The following is a 22,016-nucleotide window of genomic DNA, read 5'->3' on the forward strand; positions in this document are numbered from 1 at the left end:
ATGCACCTGCCGACTCGCGCCGAGCCCGCGTCCGAATTCGTCTGCCCCGAGGACTCCACCTTCGTGGACGTATGCCGCGCACGTGCGGCGGCGCAGCCCGGTGAGCGCGTCTTCACGTTCCTGGAAGACGAAGGCGAGCACACGCTCACCTACGCGCAGCTGGATGCGGGCGCGAGGGCCGTGGCGGCGCTGCTGCGGCGGCACCTGGCGCCGGGCGAGCGCGCGCTGCTGCTGTACCCGCCGGGGCGCGACTATGTGCTCGGCTTCCTGGGCTGCCTGTACGCGGGCGTGGTCGCGGTGCCGGCCTATCCGCCGGACCCGATGCGGCTGGGGCGCACGCTGCCCCGGCTCCAGGCGCTGGTGGCGGACTGCGGCGCCCGCGTGGCGCTCACCACCACGGGCATCGCGGACCTGGTGGAGCCGTTGACGGAGGATGCGCCGGACCTGCGCGCGCTGCGCTGGCTGGCCACGGACGCGGTGCCCGCGGAGGAGGCGGAGGCGTGGCGGGCGCCAGAGCTGCGGGGCGACGCGGTGGCGTTCCTCCAGTACACGTCCGGCTCCACCGGCACGCCACGCGGCGTGGTGCTGAAGCACCGGCACCTGCTGCACAACTCGGGGTTGATTGCCCGCGGGTTCGACGCGCGCCCCGGGGGCGTGGGCATCATCTGGCTGCCGCCGTACCACGACATGGGGCTGATTGGCGGCATCCTCCAGCCGCTGTTCCGCGACATCCCCACGGTGCTGCTGCCACCGCTGTCCTTCCTCCAGCGGCCCATGCGGTGGCTGGAGGCGGTGTCCCGCCATGGCGGCACGGTGAGCGGCGGGCCCAACTTCGCGTTCGACTTGTGCGTGCGCAAGAGCACGCCGGAGGAGCGGGCCTCGCTGGACCTGAGCCGCTGGGAGGTGGCGTTCTGCGGCGCGGAGCCGGTGCGGACGGAGACGCTGGAGCGCTTCGCGGACGCGTTCGCGCCGGCGGGCTTCCGGCGAGAGGCGTTCTACCCGTGCTACGGGCTGGCGGAGGGGACGCTCATCGTCACGGGCGGAGCGCGCACGGCGGCGCCGGTGGTGAAGCGGCTCTCGCGAGAGGCGCTGCGGCACGGCGAGGCGCGCGCCCCGGGGGACGGCGAGGTGGAGGCCGTGCTGGTGGGGTGTGGCACGGCGCTGGGCGGGCAGGAACTGCGCGTGGTGGACCCGGAGACGTGCAGGCCCAGCGCGCCGGGCCGGGTAGGGGAGCTCTGGGTGCGCGGCCCGAGCGTGGCGGACGGCTACTGGCAGCGGCCCGAGGAGACGGAGCGCACGTTCCACGGGCGGCTGGCGGGCGCGGCGCCGGAGGAGGCGCCGTACCTGCGCACCGGGGACCTGGGCGTGGTGGACGGCGGCGAGCTGTTCGTCACCGGGCGGCTGAAGGACGTGCTGGTGCTGCGCGGGCGCAACCACTACCCGCAGGACCTGGAGCTGTCGGTGGAGCGCTGCCACCCGGGGCTGCGCCCCGGCTGTGGCGCCGCGTTCGCGGTGGAGGTGGACGGCGAGGAGCGGCTGGCGCTCGTGCAGGAGGTCTCCGCGAAGGTGGCGGGCGAGGTGGAGGCGGTGCTCGCGCGCGTGCGCGCGGTGCTTGCCGAGGAGCACGGGGTGGCCGCGCACTCGGTGGTGTTCATCACTGCGGGCTCGCTGCCCAAGACGTCCAGCGGCAAGGTGCAGCGCCGGGCCACCCGCGAGGCGTTCCTCGCGGGCGCGCTCGACGTGGTGCGGGAGTGGCGCGAGGGCGCGTCGCTGGCGCAGGGGACTGGTGGCGCGGAGGAGGACCGCCAGGGCGCGATGGCGGGGGCCGGTGCGCCAGGAGCGGGGCGGGAAGGGCGCGAGGGCCTGTCGGCGGCGGCCGTGGCTGCCGCGCCCGAGCAGGGGCGCGTGGGCGCATCGGCTGCGCACCTGCCAGGTGGGTCTGCCGCTGCGCGGCTGGATGATGCCTCGGAGGACCGCGCCTCCGACGGCGGAGGCACGGCGTCGGCGAGGAGGATGAAGGCTCCGCCGGAGCAGGGTGCCGAGGCCGGCGGTGTCACGCCGGGGGCCCCGGGAGCAGACGGTGCCGCGCAAGGAGAAGTGCTCCCCTGGCTCGTGTCCCGGGTGTCGCGGCTGCTGCGCGTGAGCGCGCAGGAGCTGGACGTGAACGCGCCGCTGACCCACTACGGCCTCGACTCGCTGCGCGCGCTGGAGGTGCTGCACGCGGTGGAGGAGGGCTGGCGTGTGTCGCTGCCTCCCGCGCTGCTCCTCCAGGGACCGAGCCTGCGTGAGGTCGCGGAGTGGGTGGAGCGCAAGCGCCGCGACGCGGCTGTCACCTCGGAGCCCCGTGTCGAGGGCGGCCTCTCTGCCGACGCGGCGACGTTCGTGTCCGACGGCCAGCGCGCGCTCTGGTTCCTCCAGCGGATGGCCCCGGGGAGCACGGCGTACCACGTGGCTCGCGCAGTGCGCTTCACGGCGCCTGTCGACGCGGGCGTCCTCGGACGCGCCATCTCCACGCTCGTCGCCCGTCACCCGGCGCTCTCCTCCGCGTTCCCCGAGGAGCAGGGCGCGCCCGCGCTCCGGACCGCCGCCTCTGCCCCCGCGCTGGAGGTGGAGGAGGCCTCCGCGCTGACGGCGGAGGCGCTGCGCGAGCGGCTCGACGCGGAGGCCCACCGTCCCTTCGACCTGGAGCGCGGGCCGCTGGTGCGCGTGCGCCTGTTCACCGGTGCCCCGGGCGGTGCCGTGATGCTGATGGTCCTGCACCACCTGGTCACCGACTTCTGGTCGCTCGAGGTCCTGGCCGAGGAGCTCGGCGCGCTCTACTCCGCGGAGAGTCGGGGCCTCCCCGCCGCGCTGCTGCCGCCACCGCCGCCGGCGCCTCCCATCCTCCAGGCACAGCAGTCCCGGTACACGGGCGCGCGCGGCGAGGCGCTCCATGCGTGGTGGCGCGAGCGGCTGGGCGGTGAGCTGCCCGTGCTGGAGCTTCCCACGTCCCGGCCGCGTCCCCGGCTCCAGTCGTTCCGTGGCGCCAGCAGCTCCTTCCGCGTGGAGCCGGAGACGGCCGCGCGCCTGAAGGCCCTGGCGAACGCGCAGGGCGCCACGCCATTCATGGTGCTGCTGGCCGGGTACCTCGCCTTCCTGCGCCGCTACTCGGGGCAGGAGGACGTCGTCGTCGGCATCCCCACGGCGGGGAGGACTCGCGCGGACCTGTCCCGGCAGGCGGGCTACTTCGTCAACCCCGTGCCCCTGCGCGTGCAACTGCCGCGAGCGCTGACCTTCACCGGGCTGCTGGCCCAGGTGCGCGGCACCGTGCTGGAGGCGCTGGAGCACCAGGAGCTTCCCTTCGCGCGGCTCGTCGAGTGGCTCCAGCCTCGGAGAGACCCGTCCCGCGCCCCCGTCTTCCAGACGATGTTCGCCCTGCAGACCGGCCGGCCCGGTCGCGAGCCGCTGGGCGCCTTCGCGCTCGGAGAGCAGGGTGCGCGCGTCAGCCTGGGCGCACTGGAGCTCGAGTCCGTTCCCCTGGGAAGCCGCTCCGCCGCCTTCGACCTCTCGCTGATGATGGCGGAGGTGGACGGAGGCTTCGCGGCCAGCCTGGAGTACTGCGCGGACCTCTTCGATGCCGACGCCATCGCGCGGATGACGCGCCACCTGCGCGCCCTGCTGGAGGCCGCCGCGGCCGCTCCGGAGCTGCCGCTGGTGGAGCTGCCCGTGCTGGACGCGGAGGAGCGGCGCGCGCTGCTGGAGCTGGGGCGCGGTGCGGCCTCCGTCGCTGCCGTGCCGGAGGAGGGAGGCCTGCTCCACCACTTCGACGCGTGGGTGGCACGAACCCCCGACGCGGTGGCGCTCGTCGCGGGCCCGCGGCGGTGGACGTATGCCGAGCTGAGCGCCTGGGTCGACCGGCTCGCGGCGAGACTGGCCCGGCAGGGCGTGGGGCCGGAGCTGCGCGTGGCGGTCCTGCTGGAGCGCGGCGGGCCGGAGGCGGCGGTGGCCTTCCTGGCGGTGCTCCGGGCCGGGGGCGTGGTGGTCCCGTTCGAGCCCGCCTCGCCCGCCGAGCGCCTGGAGTGGATGCTGGGAGACTGCGGCGCGCGGGTGCTGCTGGCGCAGGGCCGGCTCGCTCAGCGGCTGTCCCTGCCCGCGGGCGTGGAACTGCTCCGCTGGGAGGAGCACGGCGCGCCGGAGGTGCTCGCCGGAGCACCGGCCGAGACGCTTCCGTCCGTCACGCCGTCACTCGACCGGGCCGCGTACGTCATCTACACGTCCGGCAGCACGGGGCGTCCCAAGGGCGTGGTGGTCCCGACCCGGGGCCTGGAGCACCTGGCGCGCTCCACGTCGCCGCTGCGACTGGGGCCTGGCTCACGCGTGCTCCAGTTCTCCTCGCCTGCCTTCGACATGTCGGTCTGGGAGTACGTGATGGCGCTCACCTCGGGGGCGGCGCTGCACGTGGCGCCCGCTGGACAGGTGCTCGCGGGCGAGGTGCTGCACCGCCTCCTCCGTGAAGAGCGCATCACCTGCACGCTGTTGCCGCCTTCAGTCATCACCCTGCTGCCGGAGGCGCCACTGCCGGACCTGGCGGTGCTCATCACCGGCGGCGACGTGTGCCCGCGCGAGCTGGTGACCCGCTTCGGCACGGGCCGCACGTTCATCAACGGCTATGGCCCCACGGAAGTGACGGTCTGCGCCACGTGGGAGTTCAACCCTCCTGACGAGCCGGGCCTGCCCGCCATCGGCCGGTCGATGGCGCACCTCCAGTCCTACGTGCTGGACGCCTCGCTGAACCCCGTGCCCGTGGGCGTGACCGGCGAGCTGTACGTCGGCGGCCCCAGCCTGGCGCGCGGCTACCTGGGCCAGCCCGCGCTCACCGCCGAGCGCTTCGTGCCGGACCCGTATGGCGGCGAGCCGGGCGCCCGGCTGTACCGCACCGGAGACGTGGTGCGCTGGCGGCCCGACGGTCGGCTGGACTTCGTGGGCCGCGCGGATGCGCAGGTGAAGCTGCGCGGCTTCCGCATCGAGCCCGGCGAGGTGGAGGTCGCGCTGCGGGAGCTGGCCGGCATGCTCCAGGCCCACGTCTCCGTGTGGAAGCCTCCGGCGGACGGAGAGGCGCGTCTGGTGGCGTACGTCGTGCCCGGCCCCGGCGAGCCGCTGCCACCGGGCGAGGTCCGCGCGCGGCTGCGGGCCCGGCTCCCCGAGCACATGGTGCCCGTGGACATCGTCTCGCTGGAGGCGCTGCCGATGACCGTCGGCGGCAAGGTGGACCGGCGCGCGCTGCCCGCTCCGACGCGGACGGTGGCGGCCGACGGCGCGCCGCGCACGCCGCTGGAGGAGACCATCGCGAAGTCCTGGACGGAGGCGCTGGGCCTGGCCGTGGTGGACGTGCACGCGCACTTCTTCGACGACCTGGGTGGCAGCTCGCTGGGCGCGGTGAAGGCGTGCTCGCGGCTGCGCGAGGCGCTGGGCCGCGACGTCCCCATCACCCACTTCTTCGAACATCCCACCGTCCACGCGCTCGCCCGGAGGTTGTCGTCCGATGCGCGGCCGGAAGGGGAAGCAGACGTGAAGCACCAGGATCGCGCGGAGGCCCGCCGTCAGGCCCTCCAGCGCCGCGGAGGAAGGAATCCCCGAGGCCATGGCTGAACACGACGAGACGGGCGAAGGCAGCGGCATCACGGGCAATGACATCGCGATCATCGGCATGGCGGGGCGCTTTCCGGGCGCCTCGGACGTGCGCGCCTTCTGGCGCAACCTGCGCGAGGGCGTGGGCTCCATCTCCCGGCTGGCACCGGAAACGCTGGAGGCATCTCCGCTGACGCCGGAGTCGGTGAGGAAGCACCCGGACTTCGTTCCGGCGGCCGGCGTGCTCGAGGGCGGCGACACGTTCGACGCGGGCTTCTTCGACGTGGCCCCGCGCGAGGCGCGGTGGATGGACCCGCAGCAGCGCGTGTTCCTGGAGTGCGCGTGGTCGGCGCTGGAGGACGCCGGGTGCGACCCGGAGCGCTTCCCGGGGAAGATCTCCCTCTACGCGGGCGCGGGGGCGTCGCTGCACTCGGTGGGGCTGCTGGGGCAGGGGAACCTGGACCCCGCGTCGCTCTACGAGCTGCTGGGGACCACCGGGGAGAACCTGGCGACCAAGGCCTCCTTCAAGCTGGGCCTGCGCGGCGAGAGCCTGTCCGTGTACACGGCATGTTCCACGGGCCTCGTCGCCGTGCACATGGCCTGTCAGAGCCTCATCCTGCGCCAGTCGGACGTAGCGCTGGCGGGCGCGGTGCGGCTGTCGCTGCCGCAGCGCACGGGCTACCTCTTCCAGGACGGGATGATCCTCTCGCCGGACGGTCGCTGTCGGGCCTTCGACGCGAAGGCGGCGGGCACGGTGCCGGGCAACGGCGTGGCGGTGGTGGTGCTCAAGCCGCTGGAGGACGCGCTCCGGGACGGGGACCACGTCTACGCGGTCATCCGCGGCTCGGCCATCAACAACGATGGCCGGCTGAAGGTGGGCTACACGGCTCCCAGCGTGGAGGGACAGGCCAGCGTCATCGGCGAGGCGCTGGCGTACGCGGGGCTGGAGGCGGAGGACATCGGCTACGTGGAGGCGCACGGCACGGGCACCGCGCTGGGCGACCCCATCGAGGTGGCGGCGCTCACGCGCGCGTACCGGCAGCACTCGCAGCGCAAGGGCTGGTGCGGCCTGGGCTCGGTGAAGACGAACATCGGGCACCTGGACACCGCGGCGGGCGTCGCCGGCCTCATCAAGGCGGCGCTGGCGCTGCACCATGAAGAGCTGCCGCCCACCGTGGACTTCGAGCGGCCCAACCCGGCCATCGACTTCGCCAACAGCCCCTTCTACGTCGTCGGCCAGCGCACGCCCTGGAAGCGCGGGGACGTGCCCCGGCGCGCGGCGGTGAGCTCGTTCGGCATTGGCGGCACCAATGCGCACGCGGTGCTGGAGGAGGCCCCGCTGGCGCCGCCCTCCGCGCCGAGCGCCCGCCCCACGCAGCTCTTCACGCTGTCCGCGCGCACGGCGAAGTCGCTGGAGGCAACGGCCCGCGAGCTGGCGGACTGGCTGGAGTCCGCGCCGGAGACCGTGTCGCTGGCGGACGTGGCCTTCACGCGCAACGTGGGACGCCGGGCCTTCGAGCACCGGCGCACGGTGGTGGCGAAGGACCGGGCGGAGCTGCTGTCGCGGCTGCGCACGCCGGGGAAGTCGCACGTCGTGGAGGACCTGGAGGCGGCGCGCGAGCGGCGCGTGGCCTTCCTCCTGCCCGGACAGGGCGCGCAGTCCGTGGGGATGGGGCGCGAGCTGTACGGGGCGGAGCCCGTCTTCCGCGAGGCCGTGGACGCCTGCCTGGAAGGGCTGGGGACGGCGCTGGCGGCCTCGGTGCGAAGGCTGCTGCTGCCCGCGCCGGGCACGGAGGCGGAGGCGCGCGAGCTGCTGACGGACCCGCGCCACGCGCTGCCGGCCCTGTTCTGCGTGGAGTACGCGCTGGCGAAGCTGTGGGAGGCGTGGGGCGTGAAGCCGCACGCGCTGCTGGGTCACAGCTTCGGTGAGTACGTGGCCGCGTGCCTGGCGGGAGTGCTGCCGCTGGAGGACGCGCTGGTGCTGGTGGCGACGCGCGGCCGGCTGATGGCGCGCATGCCGCCCGGGAGCATGACGGCGGTGGGGTGCGCGGAGGAGGACGTGCGCCCGCTGCTGACGGGCGGCCTGTCGCTGGCGGCCGTGAATGGGCCGGAGCGCTGCGTGGTGTCCGGCCCCACGCCGGAGGTGGAGGCGCTGGAGCGCGAGCTGGCGTCGCGCGGCGTGGGCGTGCTGCGCCTGCCGGCGGGCCATGCCTTCCACTCCGCCGCCGTGGAGCCGCTGATGGACGAGCTGCGGCGCGTGGTGGCGGGGCTGCGCCTGTCCGCGCCCCAGGTGCCGTACGTGTCGAGCGTCACCGGCACGTGGATTCGCGCGGAGGAGGCGACGGACCCGGCGTACTGGGCGCGGCAGATGCGGGCGCCGGTGCGCTTCGGGGACGGGCTGGAGGCGCTGAAGGCGGAAGGCTGCACGGTGTTCCTGGAGGTGGGGCCGGACCAGAACCTCACGGCGCTGGCGCGGCTGGGGCTGAAGGGGCAGGGGGCCCGGGTGGTGGCGTCGTCGCCGCGCGCGGGCGCGAAGGCGGGCGAGCACGCGACGCTGATGGAGGCGCTGGGCGCGCTGTGGGAGCAGGGGCTGCGGCCGGACTGGAAGGGCGTCTACGCGCACGAGCGGCGCCGCAGGCTGCCGCTCCCCACGTACCCGTTCGAGCGTCAGACCTTCACGATGGACCTGCCCACGGTGGTGGCCTCCGCGCCAGCACCGTCCGTCACGGCGCCGCGCGAGGAGCCGCTGGAGGCGCTCGCCGCGGTGGAGCTGCCGGCGGACAAGGCCGGGCCGCGCACGGACGTGGAGCGCAAGGTGCTGGCCATCTGGCGCGAGCGGCTGGGCCGCGCGGACTTCGGCATCCACGACGACTTCCTGGAGCTGGGCGGCAACTCGCTGATGGCCGCGCAGATGCTGACGCGGCTGCGCGAGGCCTTCCCGGTCCAGCTTCCGCTGAGTGACTTGTTCGAGGCGCCGACGGTGGCCGGCGTGGCCTCGCGCATCCAGGCGCGGCTGGACGCGGCGGGCCCGGCCGGGACGGAGGCGGCAGTACCGGCGATGGTGCGCGTGCCCCGGGACGGCGTGCTGCCGATGTCGGTGGTGCAGGAGCGCGTCTGCCTGCTGGAGCGGGCGCTGCCAGGCAACCCGGCGCTGAACATGCCCATGGTGCTGCGGCTGGTTGGCGCGCTGGACCTGCCCGTGCTGGAGCGGAGCCTGGAGGCCGTGGTGCAGCGCCACGAGGCGCTGCGCACGTACTACCCCTGGGTGGACGGGCGGCCGGTGCTGCGCGTTGCGCCGACGCTGAAGCTGTCCCTGGCCGTGGAGCCGGTGGCGGGGGACACGCGCGAGGCGCGTGAGGCGGAGGCGCTGCGGCTGGCGCGCGAGGAGGCGGCGCGGCCCTTCGACCTGGAGCGCGGGCCGGTGATGCGTGCGCGGGTGCTGCGGCTGGAGCCGGACACGCACCTGCTGCTCGTCACCGTGCACCACGTGGTGTCCGACACGTGGTCGCTGGTGGTGCTCGGGCAGGAGCTGGGCACGAACTACGGCGCCTTCAAGCAGGGGCAGCCGTCGCCGCTGCCGGCGCTGCCGTTGCAGTACGTGGACTACGCGGCCTGGCAGCGCAAGGTGCTGGGGGCCGGCGTGTTCTCCGAGCAGACGGCCACCTGGCGCGAGCGGCTGGTGGGGCTGCCCGGCCCGCTGGACCTGCCGGTGGACCTGCCGCGCGGTGAGGGCCCCGCGCTCAGCTCGGTGCGGTGGCACGTCGAGTTCTCGCGCGAGCTGTCCGGCGCGGTGCACGCGCTCGCGCAGCGCGAGGGTGCCACGCCGTTCATGGTGCTGCTGGCTTCGTGGCAGGCGCTGCTCGGGCGCTGGGCGGGCCAGGACGACGTCGTGGTGGGGACGCCCATCGGCAACCGCAGCCGGCCGGAGCTGGAGCCGATGATTGGCTACGTGGCGCACGCGGTGCCGCTGCGCACGGACCTGTCCGGCGACCCGACCTTCCGCGAGCTGCTCGCGCGGGTGCGTGGTGTGACGCTGGAGGCGTACGCGAATCCGGACGTGCCCTACGAGCACCTGATTCGTGAAGTCGAGCCCGCGAAGGACCCGAGCCGGGAGCGCGTGTTCGACGCGCTCTTCATCCTGCACACGCCCTTCGCGGCGCACCTGGACCTGCCAGGGCTGCGCATGAGCCTGGTGGAGGTGAAGGACGGGCCGGCGCAGTTCGGCGCCGCGCTGTCGCCCCTGTCCATCTCCATGGGGGAGTCCGAGGGCGCCTTCTCCGGCTTCCTGGAGTACGCGGTGGAGCGCTTCGAGCGGTCGACCATCGCCCGGCTGGTGGAGCACTGGTCCGCGCTGCTGTCGGGCGCGCTGAGCGACCCGGACCAGCCCCTCTCCGCGCTGTCGCTGGAGCCCGCTGGGGCGGTGGCCCGGCCGCTGCCGGTGCGCTCCGACGAGCCGCACCCCGTGGCGGCGGCGTCGCTGCTGGAGGCCCGCGCGACCAAGGACGCGGGCGTCGTGGCACTCACCGACGGCGGAGGCAAGGACCTCACCTGGGGCGAGCTGCGCCAGAAGGCGAAGCGACTGGCGGCGGAGCTGGTGGCCCAGGGCGTGAGGCCCGAGGTGCTGGTGGCCGTGTGCCTGGAGCCGTCGGTGGAGCGCGTGGTGGCGCTCTGGGCGGTGCTGGAGGCGGGCGGCGCGTACGTGCTGCTGTCCGTGCCCCAGCTCCGGGAGCTGGCGGCGCTGGCGCCCGAGGGAGGACCGCCGCCGCTGCTGCTGACGCACCAGCGGGCGCGGACGAGCGTGAAGCTGGACTCCGCGCGCGTCCTGTACGTGGACGCCCTGCTCGCGGCGTGGAAGGGAATCGATGCTCCGGAGCGGTCCCTCCCCATGCTCGCCGTGGCGGAAGCGGTGGACCCCTCCGGGGCCGTTGGCGGAGCCCCGCCTGTCGGTGCCCTCGCCGAGGCGATGCGCCGCACGCCTTTCGCGGACGGCACCCTGGGAAGCCCGGCCGAGCGGAGCCGCCCGCTGAACGTGTCGTCGGAGACGATGGTGTGCCTGGAGCCCCTGGTGGGCCCCGGGGGAGACCGGCTCCGGGCCGTGCACACGCACCGGACGGTGGCGGAGCTGTTCCGCCGCCTGGATGCCGGCGGGGACGCGGCCGGCGGCGCGTGGCTGGCGGCGGAGGAGACGCACACGCCAGGCACGGGCCTGGAGCTGCTGTGGGCCCTGACGCGCGGCCTGCGCGTGGTGCTGCCGCCCGAGCGGGCCCGCTTCAACCTCTTCACCGCGGGCAGCGGGGCCTCGCGCCGCGGTCCCGACTTCAGCCTGTCCTTCTTCGCCAACGACGAGGACTCGCTGGGCGGGCGCAAGTACCGCCTGCTGCTGGAGGGCGCGAAGTTCGCTGACACGCACGGCTTCTCGGCGGTGTGGACGCCGGAGCGGCGCTTCCACTCCTTCGGCGGGCTGTACCCGAGACCGGCCGTGGTGGGCGCGGGCGTGGCCACGGTGACGGAGCGCCTGGGCATCCGCGCGGGCAGCGTGGTGCTGCCGCTGCATGACCCCATCCTCGTCGCCGAGGAGTGGGCGGTGCTGGACAACCTGTCCGACGGCCGCGTCGGCGTGTCGTTCGCCTCGGGCTGGAACGCGAACGACTTCGTCTTCGCGCCGGACCGGTACGCGCGCCGCAAGGAGGTCATGCTCCGCGGCGTCGAGGAGGTCCGGACGCTGTGGCGTGGCGGGACGGTGCGGCGCCGCAATGGCACGGGCGACGAGGTGGAGGTCGCCCTGCGCCCGCGTCCCGTCCAGAAGGAGCTGCCCATCTGGCTCACCGCCGCGGGCAGTCCGGAGACGTTCCGGCTGGCGGGCGAGCTGGGCGCGTACGTGCTCACCAACCTCATGGGCCAGCAACTGGACGAGCTGGCGGGGAAGGTGGCGCTCTACCGCGAGGCCTGGCGACAGCACGGGCATGCGGGCCGCGGCCACGTGAGCCTCATGATGCACGCGTACCTGGGCGCGGACCCGGCGGAGGTCCGGCGGCGCATCCGCGAGCCGCTGCTGAGCTACTTCCGCAGCTCGGTGGACATCCTCGCGGGCTTCGTCGCCAGCCAGGGTCTGAAGGTGGACCCGCGCTCGCTGACCCCCTCGGACGTGGACGCGCTGGTGGAGCACGGCATGGAGCGCTACGTGGAGGACGGCGGCCTGTTCGGCACGCCCGAGTCCAGCGCGCCCATGGTGGAGCGCGTGCGCGGCCTGGACGTGGACGAGATTGCCTGCCTCGTGGACTTCGGCGTGCCGGTGGACCAGACGCTGGAGGGACTGCACTACCTGGACGAGCTGCGCCGCCGGTACTCGCCGGAGCCCGGCGCGGCCGTGCCCGTCGCGACGCTCCAGGAGGGGCCGGGCGCGGCCGAGGCGCTGCTGACGCTGGTGCGCGACACGGGCGTCACGCACCTGCACTGCACCGCGACGCTGGCGGGCGCACTGGCGGCGCTGCCCGACGCGGCCGCCGCGCTGCGCCCCGTGCGCCGGGTGCTGGTGGAGGGCGCGACGCCGGAAGCCGCGGCGGCGCTGGCGCGCTCGCTTGCTTCCGAGGTGGTGCGCCGCGACGCGGGGCTCGGGCTGGGTGCCTGGCTCACACCCGCGGGTGGAATCGACGTTCCCTGGGAGGTGGTGGACCGCCAGGGCCGTCCGGCGCCCGTGGGCGTCGTGGGTGAGCTGGCCGTGGCCGGCGCGGGGGTGCCCCGTGGCTTCTGGAACGCGCCCGGCACGTCCTCGCTCCGGCTCCTCGCGGGCGCGGAGGACGGAGCGCGCAGGCTCGCGACGGGCCGCCGTGCCCGTCGTCGTGCGGATGGCTCGCTGGAGCTGCTGGCCCCCCTGCCGGTGCCGAGCCGCCGTCCGCCACCGCCGAAGGTGACGGCCTCGGCGAAGAAGCCCGAGGGACCGCCGCCCATCCTCCCCGTTCCGAGAGACCGTCCGCTGCCGCTGTCCTTCACGCAGCAGCGGCTCTGGTACATGGACCGGCTGGAGCCGGGGAACGTGGCGTACAACAACGCCGTCGCCCTCAACCTGAGCGGCACGCTGGATGCGTCCGCCCTGGAGCAGGCGCTCGCCGAGGTGGTGCGCCGGCACGAGGCGCTGCGGACCACCTTCGCGATGACCGACTCGGGTGCGGTGCAGCGCATCACCCCGTCGCTGGACGTGCCCATCGTCCGCCTCGACGCGGAAGGCGTGAGCGAAGAGGCGCTCGCCCGCCAGACGCAGGACGAGGCACGCCGCCCGTTCGACCTGGAGACCGGGCCGCTCCTCCGCGCAACGCTGCTGCGCGTGCGTGAGACCGAGCACGTCCTGCTGCTCGTGCTCCACCACATCGTCTCCGACGGCTGGTCGGCCGGCGTGATGATGCACGAGCTGGCCCAGCTGTACGCGGCCCGGATGGAGGGCAGGCCGTCTCCGCTGCCGCCGCTGCCCGTGCAGTATGCGGACTACTCGGTCTGGCAGCACGAGTGGATGCGCGGCCCCGCGCTGAAGGCCGAGCAGGACTGGTGGCGCGAGGTGCTGGCCGACGTGCCGGTGCTCCAGCTGCCGACGGACCGCCCCCGTCCTCCGGTGCAGACGTATCCCGGCGCGCGGCTGCCCGTCGTCGTCCCCCGGTCGCTGGCGGAGGCGCTGTCGGCGGTGGGCCGGCGCGAGGGCGCCACCCCGTTCATGGTGCTGATGGCGGCATGGCAGTCGCTGCTGCACGCGTACTCGGGCCAGGAGGACTTCGCGGTCGGCACACCGGTAGCCGGACGCAACCGGCCGGAGACGGAGCCGCTGGTGGGGTGCTTCATCAACTCCATCGCCCTGCGCGCGGACCTGTCCGGGGACCCGACCTTCGCGTCGCTGCTCGGCCGCGTGCGGCACACGTCCCTGGGCGCATTCGCGCACCAGGAGGTGCCCTTCGAGAAGCTGGTCGACGTGCTGCACATCGCCCGCGACCTGAGCCACACGCCCATCTTCCAGACGATGCTCGTGCTGCACAACACGCCCGCGCCCGAGCTGGCGCTGGCCGGCGTGTCGATTCGCAGCCAGATGGTGCACACGGCCGCCACCAAGCTGGACCTCACGCTGGAGCTGTACGAGACGCGCGACGGACTGGCCGGCGGCATCGAGTACAACACCGACCTCTTCGATGCGGACACCATTGCCCGGCTGTCGGGGCACCTGGTTCGCCTGCTGGAAGAGGTGGCCGCGGCGCCCGAGCGGCGGCTGTCCCAGCTCGCGCTTCTGTCCGAGGCCGAGCGCCAGCGGCTGCTGGTGGAGTGGAACCCGGCGCCCGTGCCGGAGCCGCTGGCCGCCGACACGGTGCCCGCGCGCTTCGCGGCGCAGGTGGCCCGCACGCCGGACGCGGTGGCGGTGGAGGACGGCGTCCGGAAGCTCACGTACCGCGAGCTGGACGCGCGCTCGGCGCGGCTGGCCCGGCACCTGCGCGGAGTGGAGCGGGACGCGGTGGTGGGGCTCGCGCTGGTGCAGCCCGTGGACCTCGTCACGGGGCTGCTCGGGGTGATGCGCGCGGGCTGCGCGGCGGTGGTGCTGGACGTGGACCACCCGGCGGAGCGCCTGTCCGGAATCCTGGCGGACACGGCGGCGCGGACGGTCATCACCTCCGAGGCCGCGCGTGCCCGCGTCCCCACGCGGGAGGGCACGGCGGTCGTCACGCTGGAGTCGCTGCCGGAAGGGGACGCTGGCGCGGAGCTGCCCGCCGGCCCGGAGGCCCATCACGCGGCGTGCATCGTGTACACGTCCGGCTCCACGGGAAGGCCCCGTGGCGTCGTGATGGCGCACCGGAACCTCGTGTCCGCGACACGGGCCCGGCGCGAGGTGTACGGCGCGCCCGGCGTCGTCCTGTCGCTGGCGCCGTTCACCTTCGATGCGTCGCTCGCCGGCATGCTCTGGTCCCTCTTCGAGGGCGGCACGCTGCGCTACCCGGACGTGGAGGAGCGGGAGGACCCGAGGAAGCTCGCGGAGCTGCTGGTGAAGGCGGGCGTCACGCACCTCATCTCGGTGCCGGCGCTCTACGGGCAGGTGCTCGCGGCGGCGCCGGTGGGCGGGCTGTCCGGCCTGCGCGCGGTGAGCGTGGGCGGAGAGGCCTGCTCGCTGGACCTGGTGCGCGCGCACCACGAGGCGCTGCCCTCGGTGCCGCTGTTCAACGAGTACGGCCCCACGGAGGCCACCATCTGGAGCACCGTGCATCGCGTGCGGCCGAACGAGCAGGGCCCCGTGCCCATCGGCCGTGCGGTGCCTGGAGCGTGGGTGTACGTGCTGGACGCGAAGCGGCGGCTGGTGCCGCAGGGCGCGCCCGGTGAGGTGTACGTGGGTGGCGCGGGCGTGGCGCGGGGCTACCTGGGCCAGCCGGTGCTCACCGCCGAGCGCTTCGTGGCGGACCCGTTCGACGGGCGTCCCGGCGCGAGGATGTACCGCACGGGAGACCTGGCGCGCTGGCGCTCCGACGGGCAGCTGGAGTTCCTGGGCCGCGCGGACACGCAGGTGAAGGTGCGCGGCTTCCGGATCGAGCCCGGAGAAGTCGAGGCCGCGCTGCTCGCGAATCCCGCGGTGAAGGAAGCCGCGGTGGTGGCGCGGGAGGACGGCAAGGGCCCCAAGCGACTCGTGGCCTACGTCGTGCCCATGGAGGGACAGGGCGAGGCCCTCACCGCCACGGAGCTGAAGGCGTGGCTGCTGGCCCGGCTGCCGCCATACATGGTGCCCGCGGCGTACGTGACGCTGGGCGCCCTGCCTCGCACGCGGCACGGCAAGGTGGACACCCGCGCGCTGCCTGCGCCGGAGCGTCAGGCGGCCGAGGCCGGCGGCGGCGCGAGCGTGGCGCCGCGCACGGAGGTGGAGGAGAAGCTCGTGGCCCTCTGGCGCGAGGTACTCGGGGTGGAGCGCGTGGGCATCCACGACGACTTCTTCGAGCTGGGCGGAGACTCCATCCTCGGCCTGCAGATCATCACCCGCGCGCGGGCGGCGGGCATCGAGCTGTCTCCGAAGCAGCTCTTCCAGAACCCCACGGTGGCCCGGCTGGCGACGGTCGCCGGGACACGGCTCGCGGTGCAGGCGGAGCAGGGCCCGGTGGTGGGCCCGGTGGCGCTCACGCCCATCCAGCGCTGGTTCTTCGAGCTGGGGCTGGAGGAGCCGGACTACTGGAACATGTCGCTGGTGCTCGAGGTGAAGGCGGCGCTGGACCCGGCGCTGCTGGAGCAGGCGCTGGCGCACGTGGTGGAGCACCACGACGCGCTCCGCCTGCGCTTCGCCCGCGCGGGGGACGGCTGGCACCAGGCCTCCGTGGCCCCCGGTGAGCCCGTGACGCTGGAGCGTGTGGACCTCTCCTCCGTGCCGGAAGCGGCCCGTCGGGCCGAGCTGGCGCAGCGGGCACAGGAGCTCCAGAAGACGCTGCGGCTGGACGGCCCGCTCATCCGTGCGGCGCTGCTGGACACTGGCGAGGGACAACCAGCGCGGCTGATGCTGGCGGTGCACCACCTCGCCGTGGACGCGGTGTCGTGGCGCATCCTGCTGGAGGACCTGGCGGCGGTGTACGCGCGGCTCGCGTCGGGAGGCGCGGTGCGGCTGCCGCCGAAGACCACGTCCTTCCAGGCGTGGGCCCGAGGCCTGGACTCGCTGGCGCGCTCGGAGAAGCTCGCCACGGAGCGCGCGTGGTGGCTGGAGCGGCCCTGGGCGGAGACGGCGCGGCTGCCGGTGGACGGCGCTGGTGGCGCCAACACGGAAGCCACCGCGCAAATGGTGCAGGTGGCGCTGGACGAGGAGGAGACGAAGGCGCTGCTGCACGACGTGCCGAAGGCGTGGCACACGCAGCCGCAGGACCCGCTGCTCACCGCGCTGGCGCAGGCGCTCGCCGCCTGGACGGGGCGCGGCGTGGCCCTGGTGGACGTGGAAGGCCATGGACGCGAGGACGTGCTGCCCGGCGTGGACGTGTCCCGGACGGTGGGCTGGTTCACCCGGGTCTTCCCGGCGCTGCTGGACCTCAGGGGTTCCAACAGTCCAGGAGAGGCGCTGCGCTCGGTGAAGGAAGGGCTGCGCGCGGTGCCCTCGCAGGGCATGGGCTGGGGCCTGCTGCGGTACGTGGCTCGGGACGCGGCGCTGGCGGCACTGCCGGCGGCGGAGGTGGGCTTCAACCACCTGGGCCAGATCGACGGGGCCGTGGGGGCGGGAGCGCCCTTCACGCTCGCGCCGGAAGGGGAGACGCTGCGGCAGCGGGCGCCCAGCTCCCGCCGGCCGTATGCCCTGGACGTGATGAGCGCGGTGCGCGGCGGCCGGCTGGAGGTGACGTGGACCTTCAGTGAGGCGGTGCACCGGCGCGAGACGGTGACGCGAGTGGCGGAGGACTTCCTCGTGCGGCTGAAGGCTCTGGTGGTGGCGTCGCGGGCGCCGGACGCGGGTGGGCATTCCCCGTCCGACTTCCCGCTGGCGAAGGTGAAACAGGCGCAGCTCGACAAGCTGTCCGCCCGGTTCGGAAAGAAGACGCGATGAGCGACAACATCGAGGACCTGTACCCGCTGTCGCCCCTGCAGGGCGGCATGCTCTTCCACGCCATCGCCGAGCCCGGGCAGGGGCTGTACTTCAACCAGCTGGTCTGCGAGCTGCGCGGGCGGCTGGACGTGGAGGGCTTCATCGCGGCGTGGCGGGGCGTGGTGGAGGCGCACCCGGTGCTGCGCACGGCGCTCGTCTGGGATGACGTGGAAGAGCCGGTCCAGGTCGTGCTGCGCGAGGTGGAACTGCCGGTGCGCAGCGAGGACTGGCGGGGCCTGTCCCCGGAGGTGCTCGCGTCGCGGGTGGCGTCCTTCCTGGCGGAGGACCAGCGGGAAGGCTTCGACCTGTCCAGCGCGCCCCTGGTGCGACTGGCGCTGCTGCGCACGGAGGACGCGGCCTGGCGGTTCGTCTTCAGCCACTCGCACCTGATGCTGGATGGCTGGTCGCTCCCGCTGCTGCTGCGTGACGTGTTCGCGCTGTACGCGGGGAAGCAGGCGGGCCGCTCACCGCACCTCGTCTCGCCACGGCCCTTCCGTGACTTCATCGCGTGGCTGGGAGAGAAGGACCCCGCTCACGCGAGGGACTTCTGGCGGCGGTCGCTCGCGGGCTTCACGGAGCCGACGCCCCTGGACGCGGGCGGCTCGTCCGGTGTGGCCACGGGCCGGGGGGAGCGGACGCTGCGCCTGGGGGTGGAGGACACGGCGGTGCTGGACGCCTTCGCCCGGCGGCGAGGGCTGACGGCAGGCACGCTGGTGCAGGCCGCCTGGGCGCTGCTGCTGGGCCGGTACAGCGGCAGGGACGACGTGCTCTTCGGGGTGACGGTGGCGGGCCGTCCCGGGGAGCTGCGCGGCGTCGAGGACATGGTGGGCCTGTTCATCAACACCATCCCCGCGCGGGTGCGGCTGCCTCCGTCCATGACCGTGGAGGCATGGCTGGGCGAGCTCCAGGACTGGCTGCTGGAGGCCCGGCAGCACGAGCATGCTCCGCTGGTGGAGGTGCGCCGCTGGAGCGAGCTCCCGGCGGGGACCCCGCTCTTTGAGAGCCTGGTCGTCTTCGAGAACTACCCGCTGGACGGCGCGCTCACCACGGCCATCCCGGGCATGGAGGTGCGGGACATCCGATCGGTGGAGGTGGACAACCACCCGCTGTCGCTCGCGGCCGTCCCAGGCCGGGAGCTGACACTGCGCATCTCGTACAGCGCGGCGCGCTTCGATGCCGGCACGGTGGAGCGGATGCTCGCGCACCTCCGGCACCTGCTGCGCGGGCTGGCGGGAGGCGAGGGGCGGACGTTGGGAACGCTCTCGCTGCTGGATGAGGAGGAGCGGCGGCGGGTGGTGGTGGAGTGGAACGAGACGGCGCGCGAGTACCCGAGGGAGTCGACGCTGCCGGAGGTGTTCGGGCGGGTGGTGGAGCGCTTCGCGGACCAGGTGGCGGTGGAGTTCGGAGAGGAGAAGCTGACGTACGGGCAGCTGGACGCCAGAGCGAATCAGCTGGCGTGGCACCTGAGAGGGCAGGGGGTGTCGACGGACGTGCGGGTGGCGGTGGCGGTGGAGCGCTCGGTGGAGCTGGTGGTGGTGCTGGTGGGCATCCTCAAGGCGGGCGGGGCGTACGTGCCGCTGGACGCCGGGTACCCCCGGGAGCGGCTGGCGGCCATGGTGGAGGATGCGCGTCCCCAGGTGCTCGTCACCACGCGCGCGCTCATGGCGAAGCTCCCGATGGAGGGCGTGGCCTCGGTGGTGCTGGAAGAGGCGGCATTGGCGGGGCAGCCGACGCATGCGCCGCCGGTGACGGCGCTGCCGGAGAGCCTGGCCTATATCGACTTCACCTCGGGCAGCACCGGGCGGCCCAAGGGCGTGGGGACACCGCAGGCGGCCGTGCTGCGCACCGTCTTCGGCGTGGACTACGCGCACCTGGGGCCGGAAGAGACGCTGCTGCTGGTGGCGCCCATCTCTTTCGATGCGTCGACACTGGAGGTCTGGGGCGCGCTGCTACATGGCTCGCGGCTGGTGGTCTTCCCGCCGCACGCGCCTTCGGACGTGTACGAGTTGGAAGCGGTGCTGGTGAAGCACGCCGTCACCACGCTGCACCTGACGGCGGGCCTCTTCACCCAGGTGGTGGACACGCACCTGCAAGGGCTGCGCACGGTGAAGCAGCTGCTGACGGGCGGCGACGTGGTGAGTGCGCCGCATGTGCGTCGCGTGCTGGAGGAGCTGCGCATTCCGGTGACGGCGTGCTACGGCCCGACGGAGACGACGCTGTTCGCCTCGTGCCACCGGATGACGGAGGTGGGGCAGGTGGGCACCGCGGTGCCCATTGGCCGGCCCATCGGCAACACGCGGGTGTACGTGCTGGACGCTTCGGGACAGCCGGTGCCGGTGGGCATTGGCGGCGAACTGTACGTGGGCGGGGACGGCGTGGCGCGCGGGTACGTGGAGCAGCCGGCGCTGACGGCGGAGCGCTTCGTGCCGGATGCCTTCTCCGGGGTACCCGGTGCGCGGCTGTACCGCACGGGGGACCTGGCGCGGTGGCGCGCGGACGGCGTGCTGGAATTCCTGGGCCGGGCGGACGCGCAGGTGAAGGTGCGCGGCTACCGCATCGAGCTGGCGGAGGTGGAGGCGGCGATTCTCGCCCAGGGGCACGTGCGCGAGGCGGTGGTGATCGCGCGAAGCGACGGTCCGGGCGACAAGCGCCTCGTGGCGTACGTGGTGCCTGGCTCGGGGTCCAGCTCAGTGGACCCCCAGGCCCTGCGCGCCCGATTGAAGGAGCGGCTCCCGGAGTACATGGTGCCGTCGGCCGTGGTGGTGCTGGACGCGCTGCCGCTGACCTCCCACGGCAAGGTGGACCGGAAGGCCCTGCCCGCGCCCGACGCAGCACTGGCGAGCACGCGACGGGAGCACGTCGCACCCCGGGACTCCACGGAGGAGACGCTGGCCGCCATCTGGGCCGAGGTCCTCCGGGTGCCCCAGGTGGGCATCCACGACGACTTCTTCGAGCTGGGCGGGGACTCCATCCTCAGCCTGCAGATCATCGCGAGGGCCCGTGCCGCCGGGCTGCACCTGACGCCCCGGCAGCTCTTCCAGCATCCCACCATCGCAAGGCTCGCGGCCGTGGTGGCGGCGGCCCCGGAGCCCCAGGCGGAGCAGGGTGCGGTGGAGGGCGGCGTGCCGCTCACCCCCATCCAGCAGTCCTTCCTGGAGGAGCACGCCACCCAGGAGCCCCACCACTTCAACCAGGCCGTGATGCTGGGGCTGCGGCGCCGGCTGGACACCACGTTGCTGGAGGCGGCGCTGCGCAAGGTCGTGGAGCACCACGATGCGCTGCGCATGCGCTTCACGCGAGACGACACGGGACGCTGGCACCAGCACAACGCGGGCAACGACAACGGGCCCACGCTCAGGCACGTGGACCTCACGGCGGTGCCGGAGTCCGGACGCGCTGCCCTCGTGGCCCAGGTGGCCGGAGAGCTGCACACCCGCTTCCGGCTGGATGCGCCGCCCCTGCTGTGCGCGGCCCTCTTCGACTCCGGCCCGGACGCTGATGCGCGCCTGCTGCTGGTCGCGCACCACCTGGTGGTGGACACCGTCTCCTGGCGCGTGCTGGTGGAGGACCTGGAGGTGGCGTGTCAGGCGCTGCTTCGCGACCAGTCACCCGCGCTTCCCCCCAAGACGACGTCCTTCAAGGACTGGGCGGAGCGTCTGCACGCGCACGCGAGCTCGGAGGCGCTGGTGGCCGAGCTGCCCTACTGGCTGGACGAGGCCCGCGCTCGGGTTCCGTCCCTGCCGCGCGAGGAGGCCCCGGAGCCCGCGACCGTGGCGTCCGCCCGAATCCTCTCCGCTTCACTGGAGCTGGAGGAGACGCGCGTGCTGCTCCGCGAGGTCCCCACGGCCTGGAGGGCCCAGGTGCAGGAGGTGCTGCTGACCGCCCTCTGTCGTGCCCTGGCTTCCTGGACGGGGCATTCGCGCTTCCTCGTCGACTCCGAGGGCCACGGCCGCGAGGACCTCTTCTCCGGCGTGGACCTGTCCCGCACGGTGGGCTGGTTCACGTCCGTATACCCGCTGCTGCTGGAAGTGCCCGAGGGCGCCGGTCATGGCGACGCGCTGCGGGCGGTGCGTGACGGCGTACGGCGGCTTCCCGGTCGCGGGCTGGGCTACGGCCTGCTGCGCCACGTGCGTCAGGACGCGCGGCTGCGCTCGCTGCCTCGCGCCGAGGTCTCCTTCAACTACCTCGGCCAGCTCGACGCCTCCCTGGCTGCCTCCTCGTTGTTCACACTCTCGCAGGAGCCGTCCGGCGACGCCGTCAGTCCCCGCTCCCTCCGGGAGCACCTCCTGGACGTCAATGCCTGGGTCCAGGGCGAGCGGCTCCAGGTGAGCTTCACGTACAGCCCGCACCTGCACGCGACCTCCATCGTCCAGGCCCTGTCGGACGCGTTCCTCCAGACGCTGCGCGCCCTCATCTCCACCCGCGCCTCCGAGGACGCGCGGCGCTACACGCCCGCCGACTTTCCCCTGGCGAGCCTGTCCCAGCCGGGGCTCGACAGGCTGGTGCCTCCGGGGACTCCCATCGAGGACGTCTATCCGCTGTCACCGTTGCAGCAGTCCATGCTCCTGCAGTCGCTGCTGGCCCCCGACTCCGGCATCTATGTCACCCAGCTTGGCTGGACCTTCGGCGCCCCGCTGGCGCTGGAGGCCTTCCGTCGCGCGTGGGACAGCGTGGTGGAGCGGCATGCCGTGCTGCGCACCTCGTTCGTCTGGGAGGGCCTGGACGAGCCGCTGCAGCGGGTCCACCCGAGCGCGGCGCTCATCCTCGAGGAGCATGACTGGAGCGGCCTGCCGCCAGCGGAACAGGACGCGCGCTTCGAGGCCCTGCTGGCCGCGGATCGCGCCCGGGG

General features: G+C 74.0%; 3 protein-coding genes (1 of these 3 cut by a window edge). All 3 read left to right on the forward strand.

What is annotated here, in order from left to right; all coding sequences use genetic code 11:
* Tightly spaced (each overlapping or abutting the next), the 3 genes in view from LXT23_RS11865 to LXT23_RS11875 form a layout consistent with a single transcriptional unit that may run on beyond the window.
* Positions 1 to 5,628 carry a non-ribosomal peptide synthetase gene (locus tag LXT23_RS11865; protein ID WP_253980231.1) on the forward strand — a complete coding sequence of 1,876 codons (5,628 nt, stop codon included), beginning with the start codon at positions 1 to 3 and terminating at the stop codon, positions 5,626 to 5,628.
* Positions 5,621 to 17,128, forward strand: coding sequence for a non-ribosomal peptide synthetase/type I polyketide synthase (locus LXT23_RS11870; RefSeq protein WP_253980232.1), 11,508 nt, complete (start codon positions 5,621 to 5,623; stop codon positions 17,126 to 17,128). Before LXT23_RS11865 ends, LXT23_RS11870 begins: the two co-directional genes overlap by 8 nt.
* A protein-coding gene (locus tag LXT23_RS11875) for a non-ribosomal peptide synthase/polyketide synthase (protein WP_253980233.1) crosses the window boundary here: on the forward strand, positions 17,125 to 22,016 show its 5' portion. Its footprint extends 13,222 nt past the window's final position; 4,892 of the gene's 18,114 nt are visible here — the first part of the coding sequence; it begins with the start codon at positions 17,125 to 17,127; the stop codon falls past the right edge of the window. The genes LXT23_RS11870 and LXT23_RS11875 overlap by 4 nt, the downstream gene beginning before the upstream one ends.

The organism is Pyxidicoccus xibeiensis (assembly GCF_024198175.1).
GTDB classification, from domain to species: Bacteria; Myxococcota; Myxococcia; order Myxococcales; family Myxococcaceae; genus Myxococcus; species Myxococcus xibeiensis.